9 protein-coding genes are annotated in these 18,467 nt (G+C 45.7%); all 9 read left to right on the top strand.

The features are described from left to right. Positions 1–464 precede the first annotated feature (464 nt). Positions 465–8,801, top strand: a complete 8,337-nt coding sequence (locus H6F66_RS12570) for a DUF4347 domain-containing protein (RefSeq protein ID WP_190421661.1) — start codon at positions 465–467, stop codon at positions 8,799–8,801. Between the two features lie 249 nt (positions 8,802–9,050). After that, entirely contained in the window at positions 9,051–11,765 is a 2,715-nt protein-coding gene (locus tag H6F66_RS12565) for a right-handed parallel beta-helix repeat-containing protein (RefSeq protein ID WP_190421659.1), read from the top strand. Positions 11,766–12,021: 256 nt separating this feature from the next. Then, complete coding sequence (gene trpS / locus H6F66_RS12560) at positions 12,022–13,029, top strand: tryptophan--tRNA ligase (RefSeq protein WP_190421657.1); 1,008 nt, start codon at positions 12,022–12,024, stop codon at positions 13,027–13,029. A gap of 31 nt (positions 13,030–13,060) precedes the next feature. Continuing rightward, positions 13,061–13,300, top strand: a complete 240-nt coding sequence (locus H6F66_RS12555) for a hypothetical protein (protein WP_190421655.1) — start codon at positions 13,061–13,063, stop codon at positions 13,298–13,300. Further along, entirely contained in the window at positions 13,290–13,655 is a 366-nt protein-coding gene (locus H6F66_RS12550; protein ID WP_190421653.1) for a type II toxin-antitoxin system RelE/ParE family toxin, read from the top strand. Before H6F66_RS12555 ends, H6F66_RS12550 begins: the two co-directional genes overlap by 11 nt. 113 nt (positions 13,656–13,768) lie before the next feature. Continuing rightward, on the top strand, positions 13,769–14,752 hold the full coding sequence (locus H6F66_RS12545; RefSeq protein WP_190421651.1) for a methylenetetrahydrofolate reductase: 984 nt from the start codon (positions 13,769–13,771) through the stop codon (positions 14,750–14,752). After that, on the top strand, positions 14,706–15,728 hold the full coding sequence (locus tag H6F66_RS12540) for an isochorismatase (RefSeq protein WP_190421649.1): 1,023 nt from the start codon (positions 14,706–14,708) through the stop codon (positions 15,726–15,728). The genes H6F66_RS12545 and H6F66_RS12540 overlap by 47 nt, the downstream gene beginning before the upstream one ends. An 87-nt stretch (positions 15,729–15,815) precedes the next feature. Further along, entirely contained in the window at positions 15,816–17,159 is a 1,344-nt protein-coding gene (locus H6F66_RS12535) for an ATP-binding protein (protein ID WP_190421647.1), read from the top strand. Next, entirely contained in the window at positions 17,159–18,415 is a 1,257-nt protein-coding gene (locus H6F66_RS12530; protein ID WP_190421645.1) for a tetratricopeptide repeat protein, read from the top strand. Before H6F66_RS12535 ends, H6F66_RS12530 begins: the two co-directional genes overlap by 1 nt. Positions 18,416–18,467: the final 52 nt, after the last annotated feature.

Raw genomic sequence — 18,467 nt, 5'->3', positions numbered from 1 at the left:
TTATGAGTTATTGCCAGAAACATCGGAGACTTTTATTTATCTGGCAATGATCCGTATCATGGTCAGGCGGTTGGCATAATATTTAACCCCTCACCACTTTTCAAACATCCTCTAAGATTGGCATATTTATAAATAGGACACGGGTGCAGAAAATTCAAGATATGCGATCGCGCTTTTGAGCCATCTTTGCTGCAACCGCCGAAAACTTATCTTCCATCAGGGTTGGAGATTAACGAAAAAGCCTAAAAGCTTGTCAAAGTAGGCTTTCCCAGAAAAAGTCATTTATCAACCTAAAAATGGTGATTTATAGAAATTTTTGGGAATTATAGAACTGAAGCTGCCGAAATTCGTCATTTAACTTGCTTGTTGCACATTGGGCAAATTTTGGCAAGGTTAAACAAAATTTAGGGATGCGATCGCGTTCCAGTTTCTCTGCCTAACTCAGGTATATAGAAGGATTAATTATGCAATTCCAGAATAACTCAACCGCAAATCAAGAACCAAGCAGCTCTACTGAGACAGCAAACAAAGAGATACTATTCATTGATGCAACGGTTGAGGATTACCAGAGTCTTGCAGCCGGTGTCAAAGCGGGGACAGAGGTAGTTATCCTCGACTCGGTACGGGATGGAATAGCGCAAATTACTGAAGTGCTGGCGGGACGTACCGACATCGCCAGCGTTCATATAGTCTCCCACGGCAGCGAAGCAAATTTGCAACTGGGGTCAACCCAAGTCAACTCAAACAACCTCGAAGCATACACCAACTCTTTGCAGCAATGGGCAAATGCTTTAACACCGGATGCTGACATTCTCCTGTATGGTTGCAATGTGGCAGGTGGGGAAACAGGGGCCGCTTTCGTCCAACAACTTAGTCAGCTGACGGGTGCTGACGTTGCGGCTTCCAATGACGTGACGGGTAGTGCTGGATTAGGCGGTGACTGGGATTTAGAAGTAGCGACAGGGAAGATTGAAGCACCTCTGGTGTTTAAGCCTGAGGCGATGCAGACATATAAATCAATTTTGCCAGCGATTAGTCTTACTTCAGGAGGTAGCTACTCTCAAAACTTCAATACTTTAAGTACAACAGGCACTAATAATACATGGAATAATGACAGCACAATACCTGGCTGGTATTCCAATAGAGCATTGTACTTAGCAAGTGATGGAGGGTCAACTACAGGCGGACTCTACAGTTATGGTACCAGTGGAAGTAGCGATCGCGCTTTAGGAGCGATCGCTTCAGCAAGTGCAGATCCTGTAATTTGGGGTGTGCGTCTAGTCAACAACACAGGCAGCACTCTTACTTCTCTCAATATTGCCTATACTATTGAGCAATGGCGAGCTGTCAATTCTTCTCAAACAACCAATTTTCAGTATAAGGTTGGAGCATCAAGTATTTCAGAGACAGGATACGCAGATTTTGATGCCTTAGATATTGTCAGCGTTAATAATACAAACACAGGTGCTGTAGACGGAAACAGTGCCAGTAATCGCACCATTCTTACCCAAACGCTGGGTGGTTTTTCAGTCAACAATGGTCAAGAAATATGGTTGCGTTGGAACGATCCAGATAACTCTGGCTTCGACCACGGCTTAGCGATTGACGATTTTTCTATTTCTGTTCCTGGTACGGTTACTAATAACCCACCTAATATTACCCTACCAGGTGCCGCTGTATCTTACACCGAGAACGCCGCCGCCACAGTCATAGACAGCACCGCTACAGTAATTGACACCGACTCCCTCAACTTTGACACCGGGAAGCTGACAGTAGATTTTACCGCAGGTGGCACGGCATCCGACCGTTTAGCGATTCGCAACCAAGGTAACGGTGCTGGACAAATTGGGCTAGATGGCACAATAGTCAAATACGGCGGAGTGCAAATCGGCACTTTCAAAGGTGGGACTGGCACCACTCCCTTAGTCATCACCTTCAACGCCAACGCCACACTCGACGCCGCTACTGCACTACTGCAAAACATCACCTATCAGAACGCCTCAGATAACCCCAGCACCACTCCTCGCACTGTCCGCTTCATCGTTACCGATGGTGACGGTGGCACCAGCACCGTGGTTACTGAAACTATAAATGTTACAGCCGTCAACGATGCGCCGATTATTGGTGCTTCGGTAGTTAAATACGATGGTTCGTTAAATACCACGCCCAACACTCAAGGATTTAGCTACCTCTCCCTTGGTAGTGCAACGCAAACTGCCTCTGGTGGCGCGACTACCTTGGATACCACTGCCAACCCAGGCACTTATGCTGGCTACTTTGCTAACAACGTACCTACCCTAGACCGCACTACTGGTTACACCGTCAGCTTCACCGCCCAAGTTCTCTCAGAAAATCATACGACGAGCACAGCTGATAAAAATGGCGATGGCATTGCCGATAGAGCCGGTTTCAGCATCATAGTTCTCAGCAGCGACAAAAAAGGCATCGAATTAGGATTCTGGGATAACGAAATCTGGGCGCAGGAAGATGGCACAACTCAGGCAAATCCTAGTACAAATCCCTCGGCAAGCAACAACCAACTTCTGTTCACCCATGCTGAAGGCGCTACCTTCAACACCACTACAGGTTTAATTCCTTACCAGCTGACAGTTGTGGGCGATACTTACACTCTCTCCACAGGTGGCACCACCATCCTCAGCGGCAAACTGCGGGATTATACTGCTGCTACTGCAACTCCCGATCCTTATGAAACCCCGAACCTGATTTTCTTGGGCGATGACACTACCTCTGCCAGCGCCAGAGTAAATTTATCGGGTGTCTCAGTTACGACTAATAGCAGTTTTGCACCCCAAACAGTTGCTGAAGATACTGATTTATCCATCACAGGAGTTAGCGTGTTTGACGTGGATGCGGGAAATACTGCCATCACCGTCACTCTAGAAGTCAACAATGGTGCTTTGACAGTCAACTCTACTGGGTTAACAGTCAATGGCAACGGCACGGGAACTGTCACCCTGACAGGCAGCCAAAGCCAGATCAACGCTAACTTAGCCGCCGCAAACGGACTGCTATACAAAGGCAACCAAGACTTTAATGGTAGCGACACTCTCAAGATTACAGCTAACGATGGTGCGGCTACTAGCAATATCAAGACGATACCGATTACCGTCACCTCAGCCAACGATGCCCCGGTGTTAAATAATACCGGGAGTCCGGCACTAACAGCAATTGACGAAGACGTTGCGCTTGCCAGCAACAATGGTACTCTGGTTTCTGATGTTATTGCCAGCGGTGCTGGCGGCAACCCCATCACCGATGCAGATGCAGGTGCAGTAGAAGGAATTGCTGTAATTGAGGTAGATAATACCAACGGCACTTGGCAATATTCTACTGATGGCGGAAGTAGCTGGAATAATTTTGTGGTTTCCGGTGCTGCTGCTACCGTCCTAAAGGATACAACAAGCGATCGCATCCGTTTTGTCCCCAATCCCGACTTTAACGGTATCACCCCAGGCATCACCTTCCGCGCTTGGGATGCCTCTGATGGACTTGCCAGCGGTACAACTAATGTAAATCCTGGGGCTGGTGGCGGTGCGTCTTCATTCAGTATTGCTACTGAAACAACAAGTATTATTATTAACTCAGTTAACGATGCCCCCAGTTTCACCAGTGGAGGAAATCAAAATGCGATCGCCGGCTCTGGATTACAAACTGTAGCTGGATGGGCAAGCAATTTCAATCCTGGTGCAACGGAATCAACTCAAAGCGTCGATAGTTACATAGTTAACGTCACTAGCAACCCTGGTATTTTTGCCACTCCGCCGACAATTGACCCCCTGACAGGCAATCTTACTTATACTCCTACTGCAACAATTGGTACAGCTACTACAGCGACAGTTCAAGTCCAAGTCAAGGATAACGGCGGCACTGCTAACGGTGGTGTCGATACCTCAGTAGCGCAAACCTTTCAAATTACTGTCAACCCTGGAACACCGACAGTTAGCATCCAAGCGGTAGATGCTGATGCAGCAGAAGCGGGCGCAAATACTGGAAACTACCAAATTACTCGTACTGGCAACACCACGGGCAATTTAACTGTAAAATTTGCCGTCAGTAACAACAGTGCCAGCAGCGGGGACTATACCTTAACAGATAGTAACGGCAATGCGATCGCTATCTCGAATGGAATTGCCACCGTGACCCTATTAGCTGGGCAAGAATCTTTCAATATTACTCTTACCGCAGTTAACGACATCCAAGCTGAGGCAGCGGAAACACTAAAGTTAGATTTAGTAGCTGATGGGGCGTATGCGATCGCATCTTCCCAAAATACCGCAACTGTCACCATCCAGCAAAATGACACGGTAGTAATTAACACCAACGATAGCGGCGAAGGTTCGCTACGACAAGCAATTATCAACGCCAACGCCTTTAGTGGAACCAATACCATCGGTTTTCAAATTGGCAGTGGCTTACAAACAATTACACCCCTGTCAGCCTTACCTACCATCAACGACTCGGTAATTATTGACGGCACTACTCAGCCTGGATTTTCTGGTACTCCTATTATTCAATTAAGTGGAAGCGGCACGGGTGCTGGACTGACAATTACTGCCGGAGATAGTACAGTACGCGGCTTAATAATCAACCGCTTTCAAGATGGCATTGAGTTAAGCGGTGGCGGCAACAATGTTATTGCAGGCAACTTTATTGGGACTAATGCAGCGGGTAATGCAGTAGCAGGTAACTCCCGCTGGGGCGTGTTTATCAACGGTTCCTCTAACAATATCATCGGGGGAACGACGGCAGGGACGCGCAACATTATTTCCGGTAACAGTGTCGGTCTCTTCGTCACTGGTAGCGGGAATCAAATCCAAGGTAACTACATCGGGACTGATGTTACTGGTAATGTTGACTTGGGTAATACTGCTGACGGTATAACCATCCAAGGAACTAACAACATCATTGGCGGGACGACAACAGGCGCACGTAACGTCATCTCCGGCAATAATCAGAATGGTGTCAGCATTAGCCAAGTCGGTTCCAGCGGAAACCAGGTATTAGGTAACTACATTGGCACTAATGCTGCTGGTACTGCCGACTTAGGCAACACTCTGAATGGTATAGAAATTCAATACGCACCCAATAATATTATCGGTGGGACAACGGCAGGTGCAGGTAATGTTATTTCTGGTAATAACAGTAACGGTATCTGGATTACAGGCAACACCGCTACGGGGAACCGAGTACAAGGCAACTACATTGGCACCAATGCCGATGGCAGCAGCGCTTTGGGCAATACCTTCCGGGGAGTATGGCTTACCGACGCTAACGATAACACCATCGGCGGGACAGCAGCAGGAACTGGGAACGCGATCGCTTTTAATGGTCAGCAAGGGGTGTTGGTTAGTTCCGGCATTGGCAATGGTATCCTTGGAAACTCCATCTTCTCCAACACTGACTTAGGAATTGATCTTGGCGGTATCAGTGTAACCGCTAACGATGTTGGAGATGGTGACACGGGGGCAAATAATCTGCAAAATTTCCCGTTGCTTACTTCTGCGGTTTTCAATGGTGCCAACACAACAGTTACAGGAACGTTCAACAGCAACCCCAACGCTACATTCAGGCTAGAATTTTTCTCTAACACAGCCTTAGATGCATCTGGCAATGGTGAGGGTAGAACATTCCTGGGCTTTACTAATGTAACGACTGATGCCAGTGGCAATGGCAGTTTTACGGCTAATTTGGCGACGGTGGCGTTGGGTAACTTTATTACCGCAACAGCAACCAATTCCAACAACACCTCCGAGTTTTCCACCGGAGTAGCTGTTACTACAGTTGTCAGTATCAATGCCATAGATGCTACTGCTGCTGAATCTGCCACAGATACAGGCATTTACCAAATTACTCGTACTGGTACAACGGGCAATTTGACAGTAAATCTTGCTGTTGATGGTAGCAGCAGCGCCAGTGGGGATGACTACAATCTCAGTAGCGGCGGTTTGTCCGTGGTGATTCCGGATGGGCAGAGTTTTGTCAATGTTACTCTTACTGCTGTTGATGATACTTTGCCAGAGTTAGCGGAAACGCTGCGGCTAAACTTGGCGACGGGTGCGGGTTACACCATTGATACTGATAATAATAATGCTACGGTAGCGATCGCATCCAATGACACTATTCAATACGCTATTACCACTGCTTACCCAACTTTGATTGAAGGTGACACTGGTAAGCAAACTGCTACCTTTACTGTCACGCGCAACGGCGGAATTGGGGTAGCCAGTACCGTTGATTATGCAATTGGTGGGACTGCTACTTCTGGCACTGACTATAACAATATTCTGGTGAGTGGTGGGGGAACTGCCCTTTCTGGCACTATTAATTTTGCTGCTGGTGAGACAACAAAGACGATTACATTGGATGTCTTGGGTGACACGACATTTGAAGCGAATGAAAATATTTCTGTCACTTTAAGTAATCCTAACCTGACGGCTGCCCCAGAAAGTTCTACGATTACCACAGCTATAGGACAGGTGGCAGTTGTCAATGATGAAAAGCAACCTACTATCAGCATCAACGATGTTAACGTCATCGAAGGAAATAGCGGCACAACTAACGCTAGCTATACGATTAGCCTTTTTAATGCAAGTAGCGAAACGGTCACGGTAAATTACGCCACATCTAACACTACAGCTACTACAGTTGATGGCGATTATACCAGCGTTACATCAACCCCCATCACCTTCAACCCTGGGGAAATAACCAAAACCATCATGGTTGCTGTCAATGGTGATAATAAATTTGAGCCGAATGAAACCTTCAACGTGAATCTCACGGGTGCAACTAATGCCACCATTGCTAAAGGCACCGGAGTGGCTACGATTACTAACGATGACAATCAACCTACTATCAGCATCAACGATGTCAGCGTAACCGAAGGAAATAACGACACAACTAACGCTAGCTTTACTATTAGCCTTTCTGATGCAAGTAGCGAAACTGTCACCGTAAATTACGCCACATCTGACGGTACAGCTACCACAGTTGATGGAGATTACACTGGCGTTACATCAACACCAATCACCTTCAACCCTGGAGAAACAACCAAAACCATTACTGTTGCTATTAAGGGTGATAATAAATTTGAGACAAATGAAACCTTTAACGTGAATCTCAGTGGTGCGACTAATGCCACCATTGCTGATAACACGGGAGTTGGTACGATTACTAATGATGACAATCAACCGCAAATTAGCATTGATGATGTCAGCATCACTGAAGGCAACGACGGCACTGTTAATGCCATCTTCACTGTTAGCCTCTCCAACCCCAGCAGCTTACCTGTCAGAATCAACTACGCCACAGCTAATAATACCGCGATCGCGAGTAGTGACTACACTACTACCAATGGCACTTTAACCTTCAACGCTGGAGTCACGACTCAAACCATCAGCGTTCCGGTTATTGGTGAATTGGCAAGTGAAGCAACTGAAAGCTTTTTTGTCAACCTTTCCAACCCAATCAATGCCACAATTGCCGATAACCAGGGTATCGGCACTATCATCGACAACGACGCGGCTGGCTTCACCATTTCCCCGATTAGCGGTAACACTACCGAAGCCGGAGGAAAAGCCACCTTCACCGTAAAATTGAATAGCGCCCCCACCGCTGATGTCACAATTGGTTTAACCAGTTCTGACACAACCGAAGGCAAAGTCTCGGCATCTAGCCTCACTTTCAGTGCCAATAATTGGAATATCGCCCAGACTGTAACCGTCACTGGTGCTGATGATGCGATCGCTGATGGCAATATTCCTTACAGCATTATCACTGCCCCAGTAGTCAGCACTGATAGTAAATACAACAACCTTAACCCTAATGATGTCGCTGTCACCAACATCGACAATGACACTGCTGGCTTCACCATCACCCCAGCGAGGCGACTACAAACCACCGAAGCGGGTGGCCAAGCCAGCTTCACAGTGAAACTCAATAGCCAACCCACAGCTAATGTCACCTTTGGCTTAGTCAGTTCTGATACCACCGAAGGCATTTCCACCTCTAGCCTCACCTTCACCCCCAACAACTGGAATATTGCCCAAACTGTGACTGTTACGGGTGTGGATGATGCAGTTGTTGATGGTAACATCGCTTACAAGATACTCACTAAACCAGCCGTCAGCGCTGATAGCAAATACAACCGGCTTAATCCGGTTAATGTCGCTGTTAGAAACGCGGACAACGATACAGCTGAATTTAATGTGATTAACGGCACATTAGTTTCTGAAACATTGGTGGGAACCACTCAAAGCGATCGCATCTATGGTTTCGGTGGACATGACACCATTTCCGCTGGACTAGGAAACGACCAAATTTACGGTGATGATGGCAACGACACCCTAATTGGCGATATCAGCAATAACTTGGTTGCGGGTGGCGATGACCTTATTTATGGTGGTACAGGAAGCGATCGCATCTATGGCAACGATGGCAATGATTTCCTCTACGGCGAGTCAGGAAACGATCTAATTTTCGGCGATTCTGGCAATGACCTTCTCAGAGGCGGCTTAGGCAATGACGTGGTTACAGGTGGTACCGGACGCGATACTTTTGTCTTTGCCAGAGGCGAAGGCACTGACATCATCCAAGACTTTCAAATTGGTAGTGACTTCATTGGTTTAGCTGGCGGTTTGAGTTTGGGTCAGTTGTTGATTACACAAAGAAGCAGCCAAACTGTGATTACTAATAACTCCAATGGTGAGTTGTTAGCAGCTTTGAATAATGTTAATGCTGCTACTTTCCAAAGCTACGCTTCCAGCACTTTCGTGACTATCTAAGTGTAGGAAACCCCGATTTCTAGAAGATAAAATCGCTGCACCTATGTCAATCGGTGCAGTGAACTGATACCATCAAATCGGCGATATCATACGCCACAATCCAAGGACGCGGAAACCCCGCCTCTACAAAGTGGAGCTTCACTCCCCCAATCCCTGTGTACAAGGGCAAGGGTGCAGTCAGCAGCTACCATGAACTCTGCAATATTATTTAGCTGAAAACGCCACACCCTTTAGGTCGGAGAAAAAAGAATGCTTCCGAAAAAATCAACTTCATACTTGTGCGCCACTTTGTTAGTTTCGGGATTAGTTTCGGGAATACTCGCCACCACCGCCACTGCACAAACTATAGAGTCTTCATCTGAAATATTAGAAGTAAAAGCAGACACTAGCACTGTAGAAAATGATTTACCTGCAACTGAGGCATCTGAGGAAGCCGAAAAACTCGAAGTCGAAACTAATACTACAACTTTTGAAGTAAAAAATACTTTACCCCCAATTACAAATCCGAAAAAACTAGCAGATGTAGAGTTGCCGCCTCGCACCTTAAACGAGTTTGGTAAAATCTCGCTAGAAGTTAACCTCGAACCTGCACAAAGCCCTCCAATAAGTAGCCAGGAAACCGCGCAAACGACCGCAACACCAACCGAATCAACTGTAAAAATTCTCCCGCGTGTGGGCGTAAACTTTACCAGCGGGCCAGGTGTTGGTTACTCTAGTTCGTTCACTAGCTTAGAAGGTTTTCTACCTCTATCTTCAGGTAAAACTAATAACCTGCCATTTCTAGAAGGACGAGTCCTATTATCAACAGAAAGTGCTCTCATAAGCAGTAATTTGGTTTTAGGTTATCGCACTTACAACCCTAAAGATAATCGCATTTTAGGCGGTTATGTCGCCTACAACACGCGCGACACAGGAAATAGCAACTTCAACCAATTAGGTGTAGGAGTTGAAAGCCTAGGGGATTGGGATGTTCGCGCTAATGCTTATATACCCGTTGGCGATACCCGCCAAAAGACACAAGAAACTATTTCTAATAATAATTTGTCCTTATCAGAACCTGTCTTTCAGGGGAATTTTTTAGCGCAGACTCGAACTCAGCAAAGACAAATTAACCGCCGCTTTGAAGCAGCGATGGCGGGATTTGATGTTGAGGCTGGTACAAAAATTGCTCAGATAGGTAAGACGGGCGATCTGCGGGGTTATGCTGGATTATATTATTATGATGCTCCAGGTAGTGCCGATATCTTGGGCTTTAGCACTCGTTTAGAAGCCCGTCCTACTGATAATTTGCGGCTAGGAGTTTCGCTTTCAAATGATGCTACCTTTGGGACTAATTTGATGTTAAGTGTGGGGGCGAATTTCCCTGGCACTCGTCCGAGAAATATAGGTAAAGAAAATACGGTGTTGGCGCGTTTGGGAGAATCTGTAACCCGAAATGCAAATATTGTAGTGGATGAGCAACAGGATGTTGAATCATTTACACGACAAGAAACTGTTTTTGTTACTAACCCGAATACTGGTGAACCTTGGAGATTTCAACACGTTAATTTGGGGATAGGAACGGGTAACGGCACATTTGAAAGTCCGACTGGAGATGTTGCTTCAGCTTTGGCTGTGGCGCAGCCGGAGGATATTGTTTATGTGCAACCAGGGACAAATCCAAGTATTCCCGCCTTCCAAATTCCTGATGGGGTGCAGGTGCTTTCTACTGGCCCCGTACAGCTGATAAATACAGTAGAAGGTAATTTACAATTGCCGTCCTCTGGTGCGGGTGTGCGTCCACAGGTGACGGGAACGGTAACGATAGGTAATAGAACTACGCTTTCTGGGTTTGAAATTGCTACTACTACTGGTGCTGGTATTGCTGGGACAAATATCAGCGATGTGACAATTCGAGAGAATGCGATCGCATCTTCTGTAAGCGAGGGTATTTTACTTCAGAATGTGGCTGGACAGGTAGCGATCGCTAACAACACAATCAACAATTCTGGTTTGGAAGGCTTCTCTTTGCGTAATAATCAAGGACAAGTAACTCTGTCGCTTACAGAGAACAGTATTGCCAATAATGGCGCTGCTGCTGACGACGGGGACGGAGTTAATGTCGAACTTAGCAATAGCGCCACAGGGACATTCAATATAGAAAAGAACGCGATCGCTAATAATAGCAGTAATAGTGGCATCGCCGATGGAATCGAAATCAGAATTATCGATAATGCTTCTGGAACGTTTAATATTACTAATAATCAGATAAGCAGAAATCAGTTTAAGGGAATTAATATTCAACTTGACTCTACATCCTCTGGGACATTCAATATTACCAACAACAGTATTCAAGAAAACCTTGACGACGGGATTACTCTGCAACTAAACGATCAAGCAACTGGAACATTTAATATTTCTAACAACCCTGAAATTTCTCAAAATGGCTTGTTCGGTATTGCTATATTACTGTCCGACAGCACTTCGGGAACGTTCAACATTACTAGCAATACGATTCAAGAAAATCAAAACAATGGGGTAAATATTCAATTAAACGATACAGCAGCAGGAACTATTAATATTTCCAATAATCAGCAAATTGCTAGAAATGGATTAAACGGGCTTTTTACAACGACGAGTGAAACATCCCAACTCCGGCTAACAATTGACTCGAATCAAATTTATGAAAATTCTTTTACCTCGCTTTCTATTAACAGTTTTGGTTCTAGTAATACTTTTGCTAGTGTCGCCTTAAACACTTTAACTGGCGGTTCATTGGGCGATTTAGAAGTGATAGCGAGTGGGGTTGATGATATTGTTTGCTTGCGATCGCGTCAAAATACAATTGGCAATCTTTTGTTAGATGATAGTCTTGGGGGGACGATACAGGCAGAGGATGGAATATCCACTAATAACATTGCCACAAGTAATGTCACTAATTGGTCAGGAACTAATGTAGCGGCTAGGAGCTGTGGTTTCCCGTAAAAGATAAAGTAAAATCAATCCTACCAAATATAGAAATCCTCAAAATTGTGATCCAGCCCTTCAGATACCCGACTTCTCTAAGAAGTCGGGTATCTTGCTTTCACGAATCATTTAGGAATGCTATAGGTTGTAAACCGTATACACACGAAAAATTTTGTCTGTCTGTTTTTACCAGGATATCGTCACAAGACGCAAGAAAATGTCAAACTAAATAAATGTGTTTTTTTAACTTTCGCAAACAGTTAAATTGAAGTTTATGGCAAGTCAGCGCGTTCTCTCTGGAGTTCAACCAACCGGAAATCTGCATTTAGGTAACTATCTGGGAGCAATTCGCAACTGGGTAGAAGGTCAAAGCCAGTATGAAAATTTTCTCTTTATAGCAGACTTGCACGCAATCACAGCACCGCACGATCCAGCATCGCTGACAGCTAATACTTACAACCTCGCTGCTGTGTATCTGGCGTGTGGTCTCGATCTAAACCACTCTACTATTTTTGTGCAATCTCACGTCTCAGCGCACAGCGAACTGATGTGGCTGCTAAATTGCGTTACGCCGCTTAACTGGCTGCAAGATATGATCCAGTTCAAGGAAAAGGCGGTAAAGCAGGGGGAAAATGTCAATACTGGGTTGCTGGATTATCCAGTGTTGATGGCGGCGGATATTTTACTATATCAGGCGGATAAGGTGCCTGTCGGTGAAGACCAGAAGCAGCATTTGGAATTGACGCGGGATATTGCTAATCGGTTTAATTATCTGTTTTGTCGGGAAAATCCGGTGCTGAAGTTGCCAAATCCGTTAATTCGCGCTGAGGGTGCGAGGGTGATGAGTTTGACTGATGGAACTCGCAAGATGTCTAAGTCTGACCCTTCGGATATGAGTCGGATTAATTTGCTGGACACTCCAGAACAAATTCAAAATAAGATTAAGCGTTGTAAGACTGACTCGGTACGCGGTTTGACGTTTGACAATTCCCAACGTCCGGAAGCACGAAATCTGCTGACTCTCTACACTGTACTTTCTGGAAAAACTAAGGAAGAAGTGGCGGCGGAATGTCAGGATATGGGTTGGGGACAGTTTAAGCCGTTGCTGACAGAAACGACGATTAACGCCTTGAAACCAATTCAGGAAAAGTATCACGCGGTGATGGATGACAAGGGTTATCTGGAGTCGGTGTTGCGGGATGGAAGAGAGAAAGCCCAAGCGATCGCATCCTCTACCCTCTCCCAAGTAAAATCTGCTATGGGTTATTCCTTACCATTGTGAGGATAGCAGTTTCGCAACAGTAGTAGAGAAAATGAAAGCCCAAGAAGTGATGGGAAATGTTGACGAACACGGTCAACTGTCCTTAGACGCACCCTTAGTAGTGGATAAGCATAGCCGCGTCCGGATAATTGTATTGTTCGTAGAAGATACAGAGGAAGATGATGAACCCAAGGAGTCTGTTTTAGAAAGCCTTAACAAGTCGCTTATGGAAGCAAAAGCAGGTAAAACTAAACCAGTTTCTCAACTGTGGGATGACATTGATGCTGAGTGAGTCATCCTCAGTTGAAGTTAAGTTTACTGATGAATTTGGGCGCAGACTACGCGCCCTTTCCAAAAAGTATCGCCTGATTCGAGATGATATTCAGCCTATCATCGAACAACTGCAAACTGGTGACTTTGTGGGCGACCAGATAGCCGGAACAGGCTTTGCAGTTTTCAAGGTGCGAGTCCGCAACAGCGATATTCAAAAGGGTAAAGGTGCTGGTTATCGGCTAATCTATCAGGTTGAGTCACCCACGAGCGTTCTGCTGCTGCTCATCTACTCTAAGCTGGAACAGACAGATGTTTCAGCAGACGATATCCAGTCTGCGATCGCGCAGTTTCAAGAAGGTAGTGGTCATCACTAAAAGAATCCAGGCGATGGGATTGAAGGATGAAGGACAGCTGAAATTTTACAATTCTTACAGCACAATTCACACTCTCTTTATCCTTCATAATCCATACTTAACAAAAAAACCAAATGCCTACCATCCAAAACTCAATGCTGTTTAAATCTTTCCGTAGCGCTGCTGAAGCTGGTGAATTCCTGATTACCGCAGAGGTAGCACCCCCCAAAGGCGGGAATCCTGTCCACATGGTGGAAATGGCACAAACCCTCAAAGGTAGGGTTCATGCGGTTAATATTACTGATGGCAGTCGGGCGGTGTTGCGGATGTGTCCGATGGCGGCTAGTGTAATTTTATTGCAGCACGGAATCGAGCCGATTTGTCAGATGGCTTGTCGCGATCGCAACCGCATCGGACTGCAAGGCGATCTCATGGGCGCTCATGCTCTCGGCATTCGCAATATTTTAGCGCTAACAGGCGATCCTGTGAAAGCAGGCGATCATACTGATGCCAAGAGTGTATTTGATCTGGAATCTGTGCGGTTGCTGGGTTTAATTAAAAAAATGAATCTCGGTTTCGACTGGAACGACAAACCCCTCACAGATGGTGCTACAGATTTATTCGCTGGTGCTGCTGTTGACCCCCAGCTGGCAAGTTGGTCAGGATTGCAAAGCCGATTTGAACGTAAACTAGAAGCTGGAGCGCAATACTTCCAAAGCCAGCTGATTTGCGATTTTGACCGTTTGGAAAAATTTATGGACAAAATTGCTGCTGGCTGCGGTAAGCCAATTATGGCGGGAATTTTTCTGCTAAAGTCTGCCAAAAATGCCGAATTTATTAATCGCTGCGTACCTGGTGTCAATATTCCCCAAGACATCATCGACCGTTTAGCAGCAGCAGACGATCCATTGCAAGAAGGGATGGCGATCGCAGCTGAACAAGTCAAATTGGCTAGTCAACTCTGCCAAGGTGTTCATATGATGGCTGTAAAGCGGGAAGATTTGATTCCCGAAATTCTGGATATGGCTGGAATTCCACGGCTAAACCAGTTAGTGTCAGCAGGAACAGAAGATGAACGCACAAACAATAAAGCAACTGCCGATTCCGTCGCACTTTGATGCTAAAAAGGTGGGAGAAGTTTGGCGAGTGCCATATCAACAACGGGCAGAAGACGCGAGGAATTGGGCAAAAAAGCACGATATTCCTCCATCTAGCGAGGATAAAACTCGCCTTTGCCTGTTGTTGATTGATGTGCAGAATACATTTTGCATCCCCGACTTTGAATTATTTGTCACGGGTGCGGTTAATGATAATGTGCGGTTGTGCGAATTCATCTATCGGAATTTGGGGAAGGTTAGCGCGATCGCACCCACAATGGATACTCACACCGCCATCCAAATCTTCCACCCCATCTTCTGGATTAACGACGCTGGAGAACATCCCACCCCCGCCGCCACGATGATTACACCGGAAGATATCCAGCAAGGTATCTGGAAGGTAAACCCAGCAGTTGCTGGAATTGTCGGTGCAGATTACTCTAATCTTGTTTCACATTCTTTGCATTATGTCAAGCATTTGAGTGAAAAAGGCAAATATCCGCTAACCGTATGGCCTTATCATTCCATGTTGGGCGGGATTGGTCACGCTTTGGTTTCTGCGGTAGAAGAGGCGTTGTTTTTTCACTGCATTGCTAGGAATAGCCAAACGCGGTTTGAGGTAAAAGGAGACAATCCTTTAACAGAAAACTATTCTGTGTTGCGTGCAGAAGTATTAGAAGGAGTGAATGGAAACCCTATTGCCCAGAAGAATACAAAATTTATCGAGTATCTGCTAAAATTTGATGCTGTAATAATTGCTGGACAAGCAAAAAGCCATTGCGTTGCCTGGACAATTGATGATTTATTGACAGAAATCAAAGCAAAAGATGCTAGTCTTGCTGAAAAAGTTTATCTATTGGAAGATTGTACATCGCCCGTTGTGGTGCCGGGAATAGTGGATTATACAGAACAAGCTGATGAGGCTTTTGCCAGATTTGCGGCGGCGGGAATGCACCTAATTAAGTCAACTGAACCTCTCGAAATTGATAATTTATAGTGTAGTGTCAAATAATATTATGAGGCAGAACCGCATTGTAAACATTCCCAGTCAGAGACGGGGAAGGAGTATAAGGAATAAAAACGAATGACTAGCAGTAATGATGCGATCGCGTCCCTCCGAGAAGCTTTAAAATTCTCTCCCGATAACGTACCTTTACGGCAACATTTGGCAGAAACTCTGCTAAGTTTGGGACAGCCAGAGGAAGCCGAACAAGAGTATCGCCAAGCCTTAGTTTTGTCCCCTGAAAATCAGCAGCTAAAATTAGGTTTAGCTCGTGCTTTCTACCAACAAGGAAAGTATACCCAAGCGTTGGTCATTGTGGAAGATCAAATTAAGCGTTTGGATTGTCCGGCGGGTGCTTTTTTACTTCATGCGCGTCTTCTCTTGAACGTGGGTGCAGTGGAACAAGCTGTTCGTCAGTACCGCAGAGCCGTTGAAACCGATCCTGCTGTTAAAGATGCTGATTTTGCAGAAAGGTTGGGAATTGGGGCAGAGGAGGACGTGCAAGAGGTCGTAGACGGCAAAATTCGGGCAGGGTTGGGAGACTTTTCGACTTTAGAAGATACCCAAGTCGAAAAACCTGCGATCGCATTTGCAGATGTTGGCGGTATGGAAGCGGTCAAAGACGAAATTCGCCTGAAAATTATTTATCCCCTAAAACAGCCGGAACTGTACAAAGCTTACGGCAAGGCAATTGGGGGCGGAATTTTGATGTACGGCCCTCCGGGTTGCGGTAAAACTTACCTTGCCCGTGCCACAGCTGGCGAAATTAACTCTGGGTTCCTTTCTGTAGGCATCAACGATGTATTAGATATGTGGTTGGGCAACAGTGAACGCAATTTGCACGACCTTTTTGAACAAGCCAGACGCAACCAACCTTGTGTATTATTTTTTGATGAAGTTGATGCTTTAGCTGCCAGTCGTGCGGACTTGCGACAAAATTCTAGCCGCATGGTAATTAACCAATTTCTATCAGAATTAGACGGCGTGAGGAGTTCTAATGAAGGGGTATTAATTTTAGCGGCAACTAATGCACCTTGGCACTTAGATTCAGCCTTTCGCCGTCCGGGACGCTTTGACCGCATATTATTTGTACCGCCGCCTGATGCTGAAGCAAGGGCGGCAATTTTGCGCTTGTTGTGTCGAGGTAAGCCAGTGGAAGATATCGACTACGACCATTTAGCGAAGAAAACTGAGAATTTTTCCGGCGCAGACTTAATGGCAGTTGTCGATGTGGCAATAGAAAAGAAGTTAGCTGAAGCGATGAAAGTAGGTATCCCAAAGCCACTAACTACCAAAGATTTAGCATCGGCTGCGGGAGGAGTGAAACCTTCGACAAAAGAATGGTTTTCGACTGCTCGGAACTATGCCTTATATGCTAATGAGGGCGGATTGTACGACGACATCCTTAAATATATGAAATTCTGATGGGCGTACACTTAGATCGGGCCGAACTTCTCATGGCTCAATCGCGTTATGAGATGGCGGTGCAGGAATTGCAGCAGGAATTAGCAGTCGATCCAGATAGCGCCCAGGCTTATGCGTGGCTAGGTTGGTGCTTGAGGTTTCTCAAGAAGTACGAGGAAGCAATAAAAGAAGCTGAGCAAGCAATTAAGCTGGCACCAGATTGGGAGGATGGCTATTACGTTCTGGGTTGGATTCTTTGCGATCGCAATCAGCTTCTGGAAGCTGAGAACGCAACCAAAGAGGCAATTCGCCTAAATCCTGAAAATACCAACCATTTCATCCTACTATCAAACATTCGAGTTAAACAAAAGCGATGGCAGGAGGCACTAGAAGCAGCGACGCAGGGGCTTAACATAGACCCAGAGAATGCTGACTGTTTGAATAACAAAGGGATTGCCCTATTTGAGTTGGGTCGAACAGAGGAGGCGATCGCTACGACTAAGCAAGCGATCGCTCTTGACCCGGAGAATTTTCGCAACTACAACAACTTGGGATGGATGATATTGAATCGGGAAGGAAGCCCCACGAAAGCTTGGGAGTATTTCCGCCAAGCACTCCGACTCAACCCCAATTTTGAATCTGCACAGGATGGACTCATCCAAGCGATCAAGTTAAAACACCCACTATACAGACCAGTTTACAGGTGTTTAATATTCCCGTATCGCCGTTTACAACTAGGCAGATTTTTGAGCGGGAAAGCTTTGTTGGGCTTCTTTGCCTGCTTGTGTTTGGGATTCCGTATATTGCTGAATCTTGCTGCAACTAATCCCAATCCTTTGATTTGGTTAGCGCTGATTGTTTTGTTTTGGTTAATCTTTTTGCCTTGGTTTGTAGACCTCTTTATAACCCTATTACTCCAACTGAAGTTTAAGCAATCCTATTGGCTCACGACTTTAGTTTGGGCAATACTAAGCGCATTTTATTTGTGGTTAATGACCGGAAATTCTAAAACTCTGTTTGCTCCCGTTTTATTCGGATTGTTGCTTCTGCCTGTATCGGCAACGTTCCGATCTTCAGCGGGGTGGCACAGCAGCCTCATGGTGGGATATACAACCATCATGGCGTTAGTTGGGCTGGCAGGGCTAGTTCTTCCATTACCAGGGCTACCTTTTGTAAGTGTTGACGTTTGGTTCTGGTTAACTTGGTTAATCGTTCTCGCTTTTGGAACGCTTTTTTCCTTCTTTTTCATCTGGAGAAGCTCCCCTAAGTTAAGGTAGTGCCTGAAGAATGGTTTTCGACTGCTAGGAACTATGCCTTGTATGCTGATGA

It is taken from the genome of Trichocoleus sp. FACHB-6 (genome assembly GCF_014695815.1).
Taxonomy (GTDB): Bacteria; Cyanobacteriota; Cyanobacteriia; order Cyanobacteriales; family FACHB-T130; genus Funiculus; species Funiculus sociatus.
Note: the sequence above shows the minus strand (reverse complement) of the source record. Positions and strands in the feature narration are given on the sequence as shown.